Origin of the sequence: Exiguobacterium sp. CH10 (assembly GCF_018617635.1) — a bacterium.
GTDB lineage: Bacteria > Bacillota > Bacilli > Exiguobacteriales > Exiguobacteriaceae > Exiguobacterium > Exiguobacterium aestuarii_A.
On the sequence record NZ_JACSKO010000003.1, the window covers coordinates 301,191 to 317,480 of the forward strand.

Here is a 16,290-nt window from a genome sequence, read left to right on the forward strand (position 1 = left end):
TTTTGTATGCTTTCAATTTGTCTTGTTTAATTTGAGGACGAAGTACTGGCAATGACGGCGGCAGTTGTCGCAGCGGTCATTGCTTGTTGCATCGCTAGCAAGTGGGCGAAGGTACCGTGTAGCAATAAATCATTCGCTTCTCCCGTGATGTGGTCGGCGGCTACGAGTTGAAGGGCGACAAGCACGCTATGCGTGTTGAACCAGCGCTGTTTGTCTTTTTCGGCATTCACGATTTCTTGAATGGCGTGTACGCCATCCGCATTCGGTTCCGCGACAATGCTCAGTAAAGCGAGCGCGGGCAAATGCTCACGTCGAATGGATAGTTGGACTTCGTCTAACTGCGATTTCCATGCCAGCAGTCGAGAGACCGCTTCTTCTGGTGCAGACTCGCTGAATGTCAAAAGATGTGAGACGAGTTGCAGTTCGTTCGATTTCGGTAGTCGGTCTTTCAATAACGTATAATGCTGCTCGATCCGTTCGTTCAAATCGATGACGTCGTCAAACGCTTGCACGAGCACGAGTGCCGATAATAAGTCTTCCTCGCTCGTCAACCAGGGATGGTGTTGTTTGAACGTTTGATATAAGTCAGTCGCTTCATCGAGTCGTTGCTCAGGTTCCTCTACATTGATCAGTTGATTCGCTAAAAAAGGTCGTAATGAACTGAAACGGAAATGCTTTCGGTCGAGTAACGTATCAAGTCGAAGGGCCTCGTCGATTGCGGTCCCGATGTCTTCATACTTGGCATCGAGAAAAGAGAGCCAGACGAGGTTTTGACTGCCCCTAAACTTTGAAAACATCTTCGTTTTTTGTTTCAATGTATCGCGTGCGTTCGAAAATCGAGATGCCTCGAATGGGGTGTCGTGAATCGCATAATGAATGGCCATCAAGCGCCGGAAGTCATCCGTCAACTCCCACTTGGTCGCTTCCTTGATGGCATCTAACGCCTCTACATATCGTTCATAACGTGTCATATCGAATCTCCTCCTTGGTCAACCATACGAGCTATAGTAAGAAGATGTTTCAAAAAAGCCGTCCGGAAATGTTCCGGACGGCTTTTCATTATTGTACTTGTGTGTACAGTTTTTGCATGTACTCGTTCACTTCGTCGGCCGCTTGGAACATCATGAATGAATGTTGCAAGATAATCTCTGGTGAGAAACCGAGATCGAGGTCGAGTGTTGATGCGAGTGTGACATCACGATCGCTGTCGAGTACGCAACGGAAGTATTTGAACTCCTGGTTGAACTCGTTCAAGGCATTTAGAATCGGTAAGTCTTCTACATAGTCTGGGACGTGCGTGACGGTCGCAGCGTATAACTCAGCGTCTGTCGTCTTTTTGTTAAAAGCGATAATCATAACGGGCTGAGCCCCGGATTTTGTTGTTTCACGCGTCAAAAACGTGACGTGCGTTTCAGTGTCGCTCTCTTTGAACGTCATGTTGCGTTCAGCGGCGAGCGCTCTAAATGATTCTACTTTTTCTTCGAAGTTCACAAGGAAATCCCCCTTAGTAAGTCGTTACTCTAACTTTCCCCCATTTGGACGGGGAAAGCAAGGGGAACTAGCGTTTCATCAACATTTTAATGGCTTCTTCGACCGTTTCTGACGTATCTTCGCCATCCGCTTGCGCTGTGATGATGCACTGTTCTAAGTTCTTGGCCACGATAATCGTCGAGGCGCGGTCGAGTGCGGAACGTGCTGCGCTCAGTTGTGTCACGACATCACGACACTCTTTCCCTTCCTCCATCATGCGGATGATGGCGCGAATTTGCCCTTCTACCCGTTTCATACGATTCAATACTTTCGGGTCGTATTGATACTGTTCCATGTCCTTCACCTCTATAGTAAAAATTGTTCAGTTACCCAACTATTTCTTGTGTAGGCTCATCTTAATACATGGGGGAGTATGTGTCGAGCATCAACTACTTTATGAAGGTGTGATGAAAAATTCTACATTTCGTCAAACTTATTTCTTGCATTTTAATACCTAAGGGGGTATATTAATGACGTGGAAGCGAAATGTTCAATGAATCACAAACTTTGTTGAGCGCCAGCTACCAAGCCGAATGGTATAGATGGAATCGAAAATAGAAAGGTAGATTAATGATGAAAGCATCTGCTTTAAAACGTCAAATGGACTTTGAAGTGCCTGTAAACATTGTCGACGTTCGTGAACGCGACGAGTTTCAAGAAGCGCATATCGAAGGTGCCAAAAACTATCCGTTATCAGAAATGACAACATGGATCGACACACTCGACCCTGCTGAAGAATATGTCGTCCTTTGCCGCTCTGGTGCACGCAGCACGCAAGCGACTTGGCAAATGGAGGCAAAAGGCTATAAAGTGGTCAATATAGAAGATGGCTTGATGAGTTGGCCAGGAGAAGTCGTCAGAGGAGGAAATGGACAATGAGTAAAAAGATCGTAATCGTCGGTGGGGTAGCGGGTGGTGCATCTGCTGCTGCACGACTACGTCGTTTAAATGAAGAAAACCATATCGTTATGTTTGACCGTGGGGAATACATTTCATTCGCTAACTGTGGTCTTCCATATTACATCGGGGACGTCATTCAAGATCGTCAAAAATTGCTCGTCCAAACGGTTGAAGGGATGAACAAACGTTTCCAACTCGATATCCGTAATTTAACGGAAGTCGTTAACATCAACCGTGACGAGAAAACAGTGACGGTGAAGCATGTTCAAACAGGCGAAACGTACGATGAGTCATACGATGTCCTCATCCTTTCACCAGGAGCGAAGCCGATTCGTCCAAACATCCCTGGAATCGACGAGGCAGAAGACATCTTCACACTTCGTAACATTCCAGATACAGATAAAATCCGTGGCTATGTCGATGACAAAGCACCAAAACACGCGACTGTAATTGGTGGGGGCTTCATCGGGATTGAGATGGCAGAAAACTTACGTGAGCGTGGGGTGGATGTGACACTCGTTGAAATGGCAGACCAAGTCATGACACCACTCGACCGTGAAATGGTCGCACCGATTCATGAACATTTACGTCTTCACGGCGTCGAACTTCAATTGTCAGATGGCGTTTCTTCATTCTCTGAAAAAGGGAAGAAAGTTCATTTGACGAGTGGTCGTGTCATCGATACAGACATGGTCATCATGTCCATTGGGGTCACACCAGAGTCGACGATTGCGCGTGAAGCGGGACTTGAAACAGGTACGCGCGGTGCGATTCGTGTTAATGAAAAAATGATGACATCTGATCCATCGATTTACGCGATTGGAGATGCAGTCGAAGTGCTCGACTATGTCTTCCAAGAGCCAACTGTCGTCCCACTCGCATGGCCAGCGAACCGTCAAGGTCGTCTCGTTGCCGACATCATTAACGGTCGTGACGTGAAATATAACGGAACAATGGGAACAGGAATTGCGAAAGTGTTTGATATGACGGTCGCATCGACTGGTTGGAACGAGAAACGTTTGAAAGCAGCCGGTAAGACGTATGAAGCTGTTCACGTACACCCGGGTTCGCACGCCGGATACTATCCAGGATCGACACCGGTGTCACTCAAACTCTTATTCCACCCAACAACGGGTGAGATTTACGGTGCACAAGGTGTCGGGATCAACGGAGTCGACAAGCGAATCGACGTCATTGCGACAGCGATGAAAGGTGGTTTGACGGTCCTAGACCTGCCTGACCTTGAACTCAGTTATGCACCACCGTTCAGCTCGGCGAAAGATCCCGTCAACATGATTGGGTATGTCGCTTCTAACGTCGTACTTGGTGATAACGAAGTCGTGCATTGGGATGAAATCGATGAGCTCGTGAAGAACGGAGCGACGTTACTTGACGTTCGTGATGAATCAGAACATGAACTTGGGAAGATTCCAGGATCGATCAACGTCCCACTCAACTCGTTACGTGAAAACTTAGACAACTATGACCGAAACGAAACGATTTATGTGACGTGCCAAGTCGGTCTTCGTGGATATCTCGCATCACGCATCTTGCGTCAAAATGGCTTCAAGGTGAAAAACTTGAGCGGTGGCTATAAAACATGGTCACAAATCAATCGTGATTTCGAGGCTCTTGAAGAAGCGAACACATCAAATGAAACAGCGGCTACCGTTGTAGAAGAGGAGCCAACACAAATGACGAACGCACCAATCGGTGAAGCGGTCATGTTAGACACATGTGGTCTACAATGCCCGGGACCAATTTTAGAAGTGAATAAAAAAGTTGCAGAGCTTGGAGAAGGCGAAACGCTTCGCGTCCTCGCAAGTGACCCAGGGTTCTTCGCCGATATCGAAGCGTGGGCGAAGAAGACAGGTAACAAACTCGTCTCGAAACAATTCATTAACGGACGTGTTGAAGCGATTCTTCAAAAAGGACAAGGTCCGGCTGCACCACAAGCGGGCGCTCCAGCAGGAGACGGTGCATCAATGGTCGTCTTCAGCGGAGATCTTGACCGTGCACTCGCATCTCTGATTATTGCGCAAGGTGCTGCAGCGATGGGGAAAGAAGTAACGATGTTCTTCACGTTCTGGGGACTCAATGTCATCCGCAAACCGGACGCACCGGAAGTGAAGAAACAAGGTCTTGAGAAAATGTTTGGCATGATGATGCCAGGACATGCCGGTGAACTTCCACTTTCGAACATGAACTTCGGTGGTGTCGGTCAAAAAATGATGAAGAAAGTCATGAGCGACAAAAACGTCCCTTCTGTCGAAGAAATGATCAAGTCAGCTCAAGAGGCAGGCGTAAAAATGGTAGCCTGCACGATGTCAATGGACGTCATGGGCATTAAAGAAGAAGAGTTGATCGATGGGGTCGACCTTGGTGGTGTTGCGGCGTATCTCGGTGCAGCAGAGGGCGGCAACTTAAACCTCTTTATCTAAATGAAACTGTATAGCGAATCGGGTTGCGATGGGCAATCCGATTCGTTTTTTGTTGGTGAGATACAAACCGAAGGAAGACCTTATAAGCAAGAAAACGAATTCATATTGCAATTTTCGTATAATTTACCTATAATTCTAGTCATGTTAAAAAAGTTAACATGACTTTTTCTGTTGAGATTTTTAGAATGATGGAGGATTAGTATGGAGAAATTTGTAGAGAACCTCGTTTCACAAGCGAACGATTTATTATGGTCGCAAGTGCTCATCGTTGTTCTTGTCGCATTAGGTATTTATTTCACGGTCCGTATGGGCTTTGTTCAGTTCCGCATGATTCCTGAGATGTTCCGCCTTTTGTTCAAAGAAGGGACAGCTCGTGAGAAAGGCCAAGTGTCTTCGTTCCAAGCGTTCGCAATCGGGACGGCAGCACGTGTCGGAACAGGGAACATTGCCGGTGTGGCGACAGCGATTGCGCTAGGTGGCCCAGGGGCGGTCTTTTGGATGTGGCTCATCGCTTTGATTGGAGCAGCTTCTGCATTTGTCGAAAGTACATTGGCACAAGTGTATAAGATTCGTGACGGACGCACATGGCGCGGAGGTCCGGCTTACTATATGGAGCGTGCGCTCGGTCAACGTTGGCTCGGTGTCTTGTTCGCGATTTTAATCACGTTCTCATTCGGATTCGCGTTCAACTCTGTTCAGTCGAACACGATTTCACTTTCTGTGAGTAACCAGTTCGGCATCAGCACGACAGTCGTCGGGGTTGTCCTCGCTATCATTACGGCGGTGGTCGTATTCGGTGGGATTCAATCGATTGCGCTCTTGTCGAGTATTATCGTTCCGGTCATGGCGGGTGGCTATATTTTACTCGCGATTTGGATCATGGTGACAAACGTATCCCTCTTACCAGACGTCTTCAGCCTCATCTTCTCAGAAGGAGTTCTTGGAATTGAGCAACTCTTTGGTGGTGCAATCGGTGCGATGGTACTCCAAGGGATTCGTCGTGGTCTCTTCTCGAACGAAGCAGGTATGGGTTCTGCGCCGAACGCCGCTGCGACAGCGGAAGTTTCACACCCTGTCAAACAAGGTTTGATTCAATCGTTCAGCGTATTTGTTGATACATTGCTCGTTTGTACGTCGACAGCAATGATCATCTTGATTTCAGGTGTTGCCGGTTCAGAATCGTTCGGTGGTGTCGAATTGACGCAAGCTGCATTGACGGCAGAAGTCGGTTCGGTCGCGACATCGTTCTTGACGATTGCGATCTTCTTGTTCGCATTCAGTTCGATTCTTGGAAACTATTACTACGGTGAGACGAACATTCAGTTCATCTCGGATAAAAAAATCTACGTCACGCTCTATCGGATCGGTGTTGTCGGAATGGTCTTGTTTGGTGCGGTTCGCTCTGCCGGCCTCGTCTGGTCGATTGCTGATGTGTTCATGGGTCTCATGGCTCTCGTCAACTTGTACGCAATCTTCCGCTTGGCGAAAGTGGCTCGAGCCGTTCTTGACGACTACTTGTCACAGCGTCGGGCAGGACAAGATCCGGTCTTCTATGTCGACTCGGTAGAAAACCTTCCAGGTCGTGAGTATGTAGAAGCTTGGGAAAGCGAAACGGAAGAACAAAAAACAGGAACAAGTCGTTCTTGATGAATGGAACCGTCTACGAATTCACGTAGGCGGTTTTTTTACGTATACAAGACGGGTAATGTCATAAAAAGGGGGCGTTCATGTATGGAGACGACGCATTATGTACGTGTTTCCCCAGAAGTTTGGGTGTCATTTAATCAAGATCCGGAGATGATTTTAGACTGGTTGATTCATATGCATGAGCAATACCGTAATCGGGACGACACGTTAACGCTCTCAAATGTCGAATCGTTTCAACGCGTGCTCAGTCAAATCGAGGTGTATATCGATGGGGCTGACACATACAATATGGAAATGGCGCTCGTTGGCGAGGAGTTGATTGTGAATGAAGCACAGGCGGTCGTGGTCGGGATTTTGACCCCACAGCTACTTCACATCGTCAAAGACACATTGCATGCGTTCGGACGGGATGATGTGAAAGATATGGCACTCGTACCGAAAGATGAGTTTGAGACGATTTGGGAAGATTGGACAAGGTTGCAAGAGTTCTGTGAGACGGCCGCATCCCAAGAAGAACTCGTCCTCATTTATTATGAGTAAAGATGAATCCACCATGGTATAATGTAAAAAAATGGATAAAAGGGGATTCGATCATGGACGTGTTCGGCACACTCATCTGGCTTGGTATTCTCGTCAACCCGTTTCTCGCCTATCAAACGAAAAGTGTGTCGCTTTATCGCATCACGCTCATCTTATTCATCGTATTCTTGGTGACGTGGGGGTATGCTGTAGCGGGCGGAACAGTACCGACCCTATTTGACACAGCGTGGAGTTTGCTGTTCATCGCTTACGTTAGTCTTTTGGTGTTGAATAGTTACTTCGTCAGCAAACGGTTCGTCCCGCAGATGACATGGTTTCGGTTTACTCTATTCGGACTGATTGGAGTGGGCGTTAGTCAAGCGTGGTTCGGACTGAGCACGGACAACTGGGAGTGGTCATCCTTCATGCATGAAGATGTATGGATGATGAGTGTGATTGTGTCACTACTACTTCTTCTTTTCGTGACGATGAAAACGCTAGACCGTCGGATCGAAGTATAAAAAATCCCGAAACGAATCCGTTCGTTTCGGGATTTTGATTATTTCAAAGCTGTCTCGAGTGCCTTGACGTTTTCACGCATCAAGTCAAAATAGCTCTTATCCATCTGTTCTTTTGTGACAGATTCCAAGTTATAAATCGTCACGCTCTCTGCGCCGATTTCTTGCTTCACGACCTCAGCCACTTTCGGTGTGACCGTGTCTTCAAAGGCAATATAGTTCAAGTCGTGGAGACGAGCCTCTTCAATGATTCGTTTGAGGGCTTGTTGTGATGGTTCTTCAGAAGGTGTGAGTCCGGCGATTGGCAACTGATCGAAACCATATCGTTCAGCCAAATAGCCGTATGCTGCGTGTGTGACGAGCAACTCTGACTTCGAACCGTTCTCGACGGCTGCTTTTAACTCAGCATCGAGGGCATTCGCTTCGTCTTTAAATACACTCAACCGTTCTGAGAACTCGTCTTTATAGTCCGGCGCTTCTTCGCTGAAAGCTGCTTCTACCGCTTCTGCCATTGAAACGGCGTTCATCGGGTCAAGCCAAACGTGGGGGTCATATTGTCCGTGACCATGATCATCTTCGGCATGTGTTTCTTCTTCGTTCGCATGTCCGTCCTCCTCATGATCGTGTTCATCTTCAGAATGTCCATCTTCGCCATGAACATGGACGGTATCTGCTGAATCAAGCAACGTCACGTCCTCTGCCGTTTTGACGAAAGCGACGTTTTGTCCTTCCAAGCTCTTCTCCATGGACTCGACGTAAGGTTCGAGGTCATGACCGATTGTCAAAAAGAGATCCGCTTCTGCAATTTGAGTCATCTGCTTTGAAGTCGGCTCATATGTGTGCGGGTCTGCTCCAGGTGGGATCACCATTTCCACATTGACGCGGTCACCACCGATTTCCTCTGCTATTGATTTTAAGGCAAAAGTCGAAGCGTAGACGGTCAGTTGATCATCTGTCGATTCGGATGCATTGTCTCCTTCGGTATTCCCACACGCGCCAAGCAAAAGCGTGCCGGCTGCGACAGCGCCTAGCCAAGTCTTCTTCATCTTTTATCGTCCACCTTTCAAATTATCTGAATATTAAATCGTAACTGTTACGTTTTATGACTGCGAGTAATATTATAGTGTGACCTTCGGAGCACGTCAAGTCCGACTTCTGATGGATAGATTTTTGAAAAAAGCGGGAATATGATTTAAAAAAGGAACGAGGAGTGGATTGTATGAGAAAGGAGACTGCCTGGTTTGTCGGGGGCGCGGCACTTGCTGCGGCGACGGCAGCCGGGGCTAGCGTGTGGAGTCAGTACGGATCACTTGTCAGATGGCAAGAGCCCGAATTGCCGATTCGACCGACAACACGCCGGCGCCACACGTATACGTATAAAATTGTTAATGATCGTCCGCTCCAATTTGATTTGTATCTCCCGCCAGGGGAGGGACCGTTCCCGGTAGCGGTCTATGCACATGGAGGAGCATTTGTGAGAGGGAGCCGTAGCATGGTTACGCTGTTCCATCCGTTACTCGATCACTTTTTGGGGAAAGGGATCGCCGTCGTCAGTATCGATTACCGTCTATTTGAAGATGGGGTGTATTTCCCTGACAATATCATCGACGTCTCCGATGCGCTTAGCTATTTAAAACAGCATGAATCATTGCTCACCCTCGATACGAGTCAGTTACTCGTGTGGGGCGACTCTGCTGGAGCAGCTTTAATGCTCGCGACTGCGCTTGATCGTCACAAACAATTTGTAGGGGAACTCGGGGATGACCTTCCGACAATCAAAGGAGTTATCGCCTTATATCCACCGACGAACTTTTTGTTGTTCAAATTCATTCAAACATGGCTAGCTCATTTGAAGTTTTACGAGGGAAGCCGTGAAGAATGGCGTGAACTGATGGTAAAATGCTCACCAGTCTCCCATTTATATGCCGATGCCCCACCTATTTTACTGTTACACGGAAAGAAAGACCCAATTGTGCCGTTCGGTCAAGCGCTTCACTTCGTCGAACATGCGAGTGATGTCGGCGCGAACGTTCAGCTCATCTCGTTTCCGAATGGGACACATTCGCTTGCGAGTTTCCTACAATCGGACAACCCGATCAAAGAAGAGCAGTTGATGGCGCGGATCAATCGTTTCATTGACGAATGCCTTGTCTGAAGTTGCGATTTTTAGGGAAGATGGTACGATGGGGGATGATTGAAAGAGTAAGGAGTGGAAGCAGTGACAGAGTTATGTTTAGTTAGACACGGTCAGACCGATTGGAATCGTTTAGAAATCATTCAAGGACGTGAAGACAATCCGTTGAATGCACTCGGACGCCAACAGGCAGAAGAGAGTGCAGCTTTTTTGGGTCAAGAAACATGGGATTTCATCGTTTCTAGTCCATTAACGCGTGCGGTCCATACAGCACAGGCAATTGCGACAGCCTGTGGAATCGAGCATGATGCGATTCGATTGGACGAGCGATTTATTGAACGCGAGTTTGGAGCAGCCTCCGGACAACCGGTGAAAGGTATTTATGAAGCGGTGCAGGCAGATGATCAGAGCCGTGTTCCGGGTCTCGAGTCAGAGGATGAGATGCGTGCTCGTGTCCTAGAAGGAATGGAACATTTGGTAGAGATGTATCCCGGGAAACGGATCATTGTCGTCTGCCATTCGCATGCGATTAAAGCGGCGCTCTCTGCAATCGATGACACGTATACGTTCCGCCATGCGATGCGAAACGCCTGCTCGAACTATATCATCCATCAACATGGCCAGTTTGAGGTGAAGGCGATTAATGTTGCTGATCATATCACTGATCCGGCCATCATGAAATGAGGAGACTGTCATGACGACCTTACTATGGGTATTCATCATCGCATCATTTGTGGTTGCTTTTGCCGGACTCATTTACCCGGTCATCCCGAGCGTCTTGTTCTTGTTTATCGGATACATGATTTACGGATTTGGCTTTTCATTTGAGCCGTTGACCTGGACATTCTGGGTATGGCAGTCAGTCTTCCTCATCTTCTTGTTTATGGTGGACTACGTTGTCACCAGAGCTACAGTGGATAAACGTGGGGGATCAGAACGAGCGAAATGGGGCGCAACCATTGGCTTGATTGCTGGACCGTTCATCTTCCCGCTCGTCGGGGTCCTCATCTTCCCATTTGTCTTCGCATTTTTAGCGGAATTGACACTCGGGAAGACAACACGTGAAGCATGGAGCATCGGTGTCGGAACGGTTCTCGCGTTTCTCGGCAGCACGCTCTTAAAAGTGATTGGAATGACGATGATGGTCATCTTGTTCTTTATCTATGTGTGAGGCGGGGATCCTTTCTCCGTCTTTTTTGTTTGAGAGGGGAATCATTTTGGGGAAAGAAAAAACAAGGCCATTCGATTACTCGAATGACCCGGTTTTGACCAATTGATTGAAGGCAGAGCGACTGAACGATTGTTGGATTTCCACTTTCTTCTCGAAAAAGGCGGGTTTCAAATTCGACGTGGCTACCCCTTCTTGAATGAGAGAGTCGAGCACTTGTTTCGTCGCATCTTGTTTTGGATTCAACATGAGTCCTTCGGCGACGAACGTATGGTGATCGCTCAAGGCTCGTTCACTCGTGAAGGTCAAGGCGAGTGCGGCGGGCGCATTCGTCGGAGATGTGATGATGGCTTCAGCGAGGATGAGGATTCGTTTGTTTAAGTAATGGTGAAGGGTGACGGCCGATTCGGTCGGCACGAGCATCTCGAGCAACCATTCTGAATCATGTTCTTTCGAGATGATCAACCCGTCGAGCAAATCGATTGGTAAATTTAGTTCATTGCCGTACTCGTCTTGAACGAGACGGACTTGGACGAGGCGAAACGTTTTCATAGGATCGTTCCTTTCCGCGTTTTCTTTAGACCATCTTAACATAGTCTGACGAATAGAATGTGTTAAGATAACGGGGAAGAAACAGAAAAATAGAGAGTGAGGGAGGCATCAAGATGAGTTGGGTTGTTGGCGTAATCGGGTATGTGACGATTCTCGCGATCGTCTACTATGGTGTCCTTTTCTTCAAAGTGAAACGGGAGCGGAGTCGGGCCGGCTATCGAATCTTTCTTTTGCTTGCCGGACTATTTTTAGTCAGTGGGAGCGATTATATCATTGCACTGTTCCAAGGGGACACCGAAGCGACGTTTTGGCAACGAACCGTCTATTTTGTCTTGATATTGCTCTCTTTGTCGATGGCGCTTTACTTTCGGAGAAAAGAAGATCAAAGCCAAGCAGGCGAGATGACGATGGTATAAGCAAACGGTTGTGGGAATGTACCCACAACCGTTTTTTTATTTCGGTACTCGCGTTTTGCGAATCATATCGAGTTTTAAATCCCATAGTGGTTTACTGAACGTCACCGAGTACACTTCCGGCAAACGGAGGCGCTTATACTCTTCCCAAAGTCCGTTCATCTGTTCATGATGGTACGCGCGAATCTCGGTCGTGCTTGGAAGGTCGTATACACGTTTTCCGTCGAGGAAAATCGGTTGCAACAACCGTTTGACGTTAAAATTGCGCGTCTTGATTTTGAAGGCAGGGTCGCGGACGTCAATCAAGTCGATTTCGCTATACGATTCGACGGGTTCGTCGGCAAGGGCGATATAGTCCCCTTTGAACTTTTTCGTCTCCTTATCGATAATGCGGTACAACTCTTTTTTATGAGGGGTCGTCGTCTTCACTTTAGAAGAAGACACTTTGATGACCGGTTTTAATTCTCCGGATTCACCCTCACGAGCGACCAATTTATAGACCATGCCGAGCGCAGGTTGTTCGTAAGCCGTGATTCCACGCGTCCCGACGAGGAACGTATCGGCTTCTGCACCTTGCATGCGTAAGTCTTGAATGACGTATTCATCTAAATCACCAGATACGACGATTTTGACATAGTCGAGACCGGCTTCATTCAACGCTTTCCGAGCACGTTTTGACAGATAAGCGAGGTCACCCGAATCGAGTCGTACAGACTTGAGGCGGTGCCCTTTCACTTCGAGTTCTTTTGCCACCGTGATCGCGTTCGGAAGACCGGATTTAAGTGTGTCATACGTATCAATCAGGAGACTTGTGTTGTCCGGATACATCTCGGCGAACGAACGGAATGCACTCAATTCATCATCATGGAACTGAATGTCCGCATGTTCCATTGTCCCTCCTGTAGGCACGTCGAAATCACGTCCGGCAGAAACGAGACTCGTCACGTCAAAGCCAGCGATATAAGCGGCGCGTGTCCCGTAATAGGCGGCATCGACGCCTTGTGCGCGACGTGCTCCTCCTTCGAGAAGTGTCTCATTCGGAGCGGCCTGACGAATCCGGGCATACTTCGTCGCGATGAGTGATTCGTGGTTCGCGATATTGAGTAGCGCTGTTTGGAAAAGTTTTGCCTCAAAGATGGTCGATTCGATTCGGACGACTTGCTCGTGTGGGAAGATGACCTCTCCTTCACGGACACTATATAGTGAACCAGTGAACTTAAAGTTTCGTAACACATCTTCGAATTCGTCTTCGAAGCCGAGCTGCGCTTTTAAATAAGCGATATCCTCTTCTGTGAACGAGACGTTCTCCAAGTAGTGGACAATGTTTTCGAGTCCGGCGAAGACGACATAGCCACCGCTGAACGGGTTCGAGCGGTAATAGAGGTCAAAGACGACCTTTTCGTTATGGCGACCTTGCTTCCAGTAGATATACATCCAGCGTGGGAGATAAAGGTCTGTGTGAAGTGCTAAATTGCGATGTAACATATGTTTTCCTTTCTGTTTTACGTCACTTTCCGACGACGGTCGCACCGAGAGTCGTGACGAAATGTTCGAGCGCCCATTCATGACCGACCGGGTTGAAGCTTTGGACGGCATCGGCGTGGACGACGATTTGATAACCGAGGTTGTAGGCATCTACGGCTGTATGGAGCACACAAATGTCGGTGCAGACACCGACAAGATGAACTTCTGTAATCCCACGTTCCCGAAGACGAAGGTCAAGGTCTGTTCCGGCAAACGCACTGTACCGTGTCTTGTCGATCCAATGGTCGGCTGTTTTGGATGCTTCTTTCACCGCACCATACAATTCACGACCTTCCGTCCCACGAATATTGTGAGGCGGGAACAACGTCGTTTCAGGATGGAACGTGTCGCCTGCATCATGGACATCGTTCGCGATGACGACATAATCCTCGGTCGAGAACGTTTTGATCAACTCGACAATCCGTTCTTCAATCTCTTGCCCGGGTTTCCCACAAGTCAAACGACCACTGTCTGCGATAAAATCAAATGTATAATCTATAACAATCAATGCGCGCATGGGAGATGCTCCTCTCTCGTAATCAAAATGATGGCTATCCATCTCATTCTAAATCATTATACATCATGCGCGGAAGATTATTTTTCTCCGGTTTGGGTAGAATAAGACAGTAGACTGTATAGGGAAAGGGGATTGTGACGATGGTATTATCACAAAGTGAATTGACAGATGAACTGTCACGTTTAAACGGTTGGGAAGAAGTGAACGGGGAGATTCAGAAGACATATCGGCTTGAGACGTTCCCGGAAGCCATCCAGTTCGTCCATCTCGTAGCGGATTTGGCTGAATCGCTCGATCATCATCCAAATATCTTGATCGAGTATCGGAACGTAACATTGACCGTATCGACCCATGACGAAGGGGGCATCACGGAGAAAGACATCACACTCGCGAAAGGGTGTGAGGAGCTTGTCTAAACTGTATATGACCTTCGCGTCAGGTAGTGTGGCCGAGCGTCTCCGGAAAGAACCGGGCGTGGTCGCGGCAAATGGACATGAAACGATTCTGCTTGCAGAAGGAGATAAATCTCCGTTCAAAAGTGGAAAAGTGTTTGAGATTGAAGAGGCATCTGGCGAATTCGTCAAAAAAGGAAATATTTTATATGCGAATGTGCCAACGGATGAAAATGCCCGTTCGCTCCTGTTTCATCAGTTGTTGACGGAAAAGGCGCCGCTCGGGGTCGGACATGATGGGTTTTCGGCGTATCGTCTAGGTGTCGACCCGGACGACAATCATGCGGTCGTATTCATTCAATTCACATCTGGTGGGAAACACTTCCGAGATACAGCGGACTACGCGGTGCTTGAAGATCGTCTGAAACGGGCGGTCGAACAGCGCGGTGCAGGTCCTGTTATAAAACACTATGTCGTCACCGAGTCAGATAATCTATAATAAAAGATAACGTCATGTTAGGGGAGGATTTTTATGAACAAGAATTATTTCTGGTTGGGGATGGCTGCGGGCGCAGTAATCGGCGCAGCGGCATCACTTCTCCATAGCGAAACACGCGATCAACAAGTGAGACAATTGAAAGGCATCAAGTCGAAGTTGAAGTCATCGAACACATCGACTGAGGCACATGCAGTCGGTCTTCAAGCGTCATCGAAAGGCAACTTGAAAGACCGAGTCATGGAATGGAAATCGCTCTACGAAGAAAACCAAGATACAATTCAAAACCTCGTCGAAGACGTGAAAGACTTAGTCGATGCGCTTCAAGAGGCTCGTCATAAAAATCAAATCTAATCACAGGTCCGGTGCATATGCATCGGACTTTTTTTATGCTCCAAAGCCTTACTACACAAGCAATCATAAAAGTTCGCTGTTTTATATGAATAAAAATACAATTGACAGAATAAATATACATATGGTTCAATCATTTTATTCTTTAGAGGAGGTAGAGAGATGATCACGTGTGGCATCGTCGGCGTAACAGGTTATGCCGGGTTGGAATTGTTGAAGCTGATCGAACAACATCCGACTATCCATTTAAAAAAAGCAATCAGCGATTCGCGCGCCGGGATGACCTTATCGGAACTGTATCCGTGGTTACAGGCGGGTGCACAAAAACTCGAGCCGTTTCAAGTGGAGGCCTTAGCAGGAATCGATGTGTTGTTCCTTGCGACACCGAGTGGCGTATCCGCTGACTATATACGACAGTTGGAATCTTTTGATGGGGTGGTCATCGATTTGAGTGGGGACTTGCGATTACCATCCAACTTGTATGAAACATGGTACGGGAAGCCATCTGTCAACGAAATCATTCAAGCAGAGGCTGTTTACGGATTGACCGAGTGGAATCGAGACAAGCTCTCGACCGCGAAATGGATTTCAAATCCTGGTTGTTATGCGACAGCCGTCTCGCTCGCTTTGTTACCGTTTGTTCAGAATGATTGGATCGATCCGGTGCATATCATCGTCTCTGCTTGTTCAGGAATCACGGGTGCGGGCAAGGGATTGAGTGAGAAGACGCATCACGCCAAATCGAATGAGAACGTGCAATTGTATAAAATCCACTCCCATCAGCACATTCCTGAAATTGAGCAGACGCTGAATACATGGAGTGAGAAGAAAACAACTGTCACGATGTCGACGCATTTATTGCCGATCAATCGAGGTATCATGGCGACAATCACGGCTCAGCCGAACGATGACGTTTCAGAAGATGTGTGGGTACGCCGTCTTCAGAGCGCGTATGAAGACGAACCATTCATCCGAGTGCAGCAAGGTGAACCTGAAATCAGGTCGGTCGTCGGTTCGAATTACTGCGATCTCTGGGTGTACAAAGAAGAACGGACGAATCGACTGACCATCGTGTCGGTCATCGACAATATGCAAAAAGGGGCGGCCGGGCAAGCACTGCAAAATGCGAACGCTCGATTCGGATTCGAAGAAACGCTCGGACTGTTGAGTCAACCACAATACATTTAG

At 47.7% G+C, this 16,290-nt stretch carries 20 protein-coding genes; 13 read left to right on the forward strand and 7 right to left on the reverse strand.

What is annotated here, in order from left to right:
* Positions 1-26: 26 nt before the first annotated feature.
* The 3 genes from KNP04_RS11980 to KNP04_RS11990 all read right to left on the reverse strand — a co-directional run bounded on the left by KNP04_RS11980 (position 27) and on the right by KNP04_RS11990 (position 1,825).
* Positions 27-971: a DUF4003 family protein gene (locus KNP04_RS11980; protein ID WP_214876371.1), complete on the reverse strand. Its 945-nt coding sequence runs from the start codon at positions 969-971 to the stop codon at positions 27-29.
* An 88-nt stretch (positions 972-1,059) separates the two neighbouring features.
* Entirely contained in the window at positions 1,060-1,491 is a 432-nt protein-coding gene (locus KNP04_RS11985; RefSeq protein WP_015880528.1) for a type III secretion system chaperone family protein, read from the reverse strand.
* 67 nt (positions 1,492-1,558) lie between these two features.
* The gene (locus tag KNP04_RS11990) at positions 1,559-1,825 is read right to left on the reverse strand and encodes a metal-sensitive transcriptional regulator (RefSeq protein ID WP_214695974.1); all 267 of its coding nucleotides are present in this window, start codon (positions 1,823-1,825) and stop codon (positions 1,559-1,561) included.
* 278 nt (positions 1,826-2,103) lie between these two features.
* Between KNP04_RS11990 and KNP04_RS11995 the strand changes: the two genes are divergently transcribed.
* The 5 genes from KNP04_RS11995 to KNP04_RS12015 all read left to right on the forward strand — a co-directional run bounded on the left by KNP04_RS11995 (position 2,104) and on the right by KNP04_RS12015 (position 7,558).
* Entirely contained in the window at positions 2,104-2,409 is a 306-nt protein-coding gene (locus tag KNP04_RS11995) for a rhodanese-like domain-containing protein (RefSeq protein ID WP_214695982.1), read from the forward strand.
* Positions 2,406-4,871, forward strand: coding sequence for a CoA-disulfide reductase (locus KNP04_RS12000; RefSeq protein WP_214876373.1), 2,466 nt, complete (start codon positions 2,406-2,408; stop codon positions 4,869-4,871). The genes KNP04_RS11995 and KNP04_RS12000 overlap by 4 nt, the downstream gene beginning before the upstream one ends.
* A gap of 201 nt (positions 4,872-5,072) precedes the next feature.
* Positions 5,073-6,518 carry an alanine/glycine:cation symporter family protein gene (locus KNP04_RS12005; protein ID WP_214876375.1) on the forward strand — a complete coding sequence of 482 codons (1,446 nt, stop codon included), beginning with the start codon at positions 5,073-5,075 and terminating at the stop codon, positions 6,516-6,518.
* Positions 6,519-6,602: 84 nt separating this feature from the next.
* Positions 6,603-7,058: a DUF1877 family protein gene (locus KNP04_RS12010; protein ID WP_214876377.1), complete on the forward strand. Its 456-nt coding sequence runs from the start codon at positions 6,603-6,605 to the stop codon at positions 7,056-7,058.
* 53 nt (positions 7,059-7,111) lie between these two features.
* Positions 7,112-7,558 (forward strand): hypothetical protein, encoded by a 447-nt coding sequence (locus tag KNP04_RS12015; protein ID WP_214876379.1) that lies wholly within the window; start codon positions 7,112-7,114, stop codon positions 7,556-7,558.
* A gap of 38 nt (positions 7,559-7,596) precedes the next feature.
* Here KNP04_RS12015 and KNP04_RS12020 read toward each other — a convergent pair whose 3' ends face one another.
* Complete coding sequence (locus KNP04_RS12020) at positions 7,597-8,601, reverse strand: metal ABC transporter solute-binding protein, Zn/Mn family (protein WP_214876381.1); 1,005 nt, start codon at positions 8,599-8,601, stop codon at positions 7,597-7,599.
* A 173-nt stretch (positions 8,602-8,774) separates the two neighbouring features.
* Between KNP04_RS12020 and KNP04_RS12025 the strand changes: the two genes are divergently transcribed.
* The 3 genes from KNP04_RS12025 (at position 8,775) to KNP04_RS12035 (ending at position 10,860) form a co-directional block, all read left to right on the forward strand.
* Positions 8,775-9,710, forward strand: coding sequence for an alpha/beta hydrolase (locus tag KNP04_RS12025; RefSeq protein ID WP_074034302.1), 936 nt, complete (start codon positions 8,775-8,777; stop codon positions 9,708-9,710).
* A 63-nt stretch (positions 9,711-9,773) separates the two neighbouring features.
* A complete protein-coding gene (locus KNP04_RS12030) occupies positions 9,774-10,373 on the forward strand; it encodes a histidine phosphatase family protein (RefSeq protein ID WP_214876383.1) in 600 nt (199 codons plus the stop codon).
* 10 nt (positions 10,374-10,383) lie between these two features.
* Positions 10,384-10,860, forward strand: a complete 477-nt coding sequence (locus tag KNP04_RS12035; protein ID WP_214876385.1) for a DUF456 domain-containing protein — start codon at positions 10,384-10,386, stop codon at positions 10,858-10,860.
* A 75-nt stretch (positions 10,861-10,935) separates the two neighbouring features.
* Here KNP04_RS12035 and KNP04_RS12040 read toward each other — a convergent pair whose 3' ends face one another.
* Complete coding sequence (locus tag KNP04_RS12040) at positions 10,936-11,409, reverse strand: YwpF-like family protein (RefSeq protein WP_214696006.1); 474 nt, start codon at positions 11,407-11,409, stop codon at positions 10,936-10,938.
* A 113-nt stretch (positions 11,410-11,522) separates the two neighbouring features.
* On the opposite strand from KNP04_RS12040, the gene KNP04_RS12045 reads away from it, so the two are divergent.
* A complete protein-coding gene (locus KNP04_RS12045) occupies positions 11,523-11,825 on the forward strand; it encodes a 7TM diverse intracellular signaling domain-containing protein (protein WP_031424443.1) in 303 nt (100 codons plus the stop codon).
* Between the two features lie 36 nt (positions 11,826-11,861).
* On the opposite strand, the gene KNP04_RS12050 is transcribed toward KNP04_RS12045, so the two are convergent.
* Both KNP04_RS12050 and KNP04_RS12055 read right to left on the reverse strand, forming a co-directional pair.
* Complete coding sequence (locus KNP04_RS12050; RefSeq protein WP_214876387.1) at positions 11,862-13,307, reverse strand: nicotinate phosphoribosyltransferase; 1,446 nt, start codon at positions 13,305-13,307, stop codon at positions 11,862-11,864.
* A gap of 22 nt (positions 13,308-13,329) precedes the next feature.
* Complete coding sequence (locus KNP04_RS12055; RefSeq protein ID WP_074034315.1) at positions 13,330-13,863, reverse strand: cysteine hydrolase family protein; 534 nt, start codon at positions 13,861-13,863, stop codon at positions 13,330-13,332.
* 140 nt (positions 13,864-14,003) lie between these two features.
* Between KNP04_RS12055 and KNP04_RS12060 the strand changes: the two genes are divergently transcribed.
* From KNP04_RS12060 to argC, 4 genes are all read left to right on the forward strand, one after another.
* On the forward strand, positions 14,004-14,279 hold the full coding sequence (locus KNP04_RS12060) for a 4a-hydroxytetrahydrobiopterin dehydratase (protein WP_015880543.1): 276 nt from the start codon (positions 14,004-14,006) through the stop codon (positions 14,277-14,279).
* Entirely contained in the window at positions 14,272-14,754 is a 483-nt protein-coding gene (locus KNP04_RS12065) for a hypothetical protein (RefSeq protein ID WP_251129931.1), read from the forward strand. Before KNP04_RS12060 ends, KNP04_RS12065 begins: the two co-directional genes overlap by 8 nt.
* 33 nt (positions 14,755-14,787) lie before the next feature.
* The gene (locus tag KNP04_RS12070) at positions 14,788-15,105 is read left to right on the forward strand and encodes a hypothetical protein (protein WP_015880545.1); all 318 of its coding nucleotides are present in this window, start codon (positions 14,788-14,790) and stop codon (positions 15,103-15,105) included.
* A 159-nt stretch (positions 15,106-15,264) separates the two neighbouring features.
* Positions 15,265-16,290 carry an N-acetyl-gamma-glutamyl-phosphate reductase gene (argC, locus tag KNP04_RS12075; RefSeq protein ID WP_214876389.1) on the forward strand — a complete coding sequence of 342 codons (1,026 nt, stop codon included), beginning with the start codon at positions 15,265-15,267 and terminating at the stop codon, positions 16,288-16,290.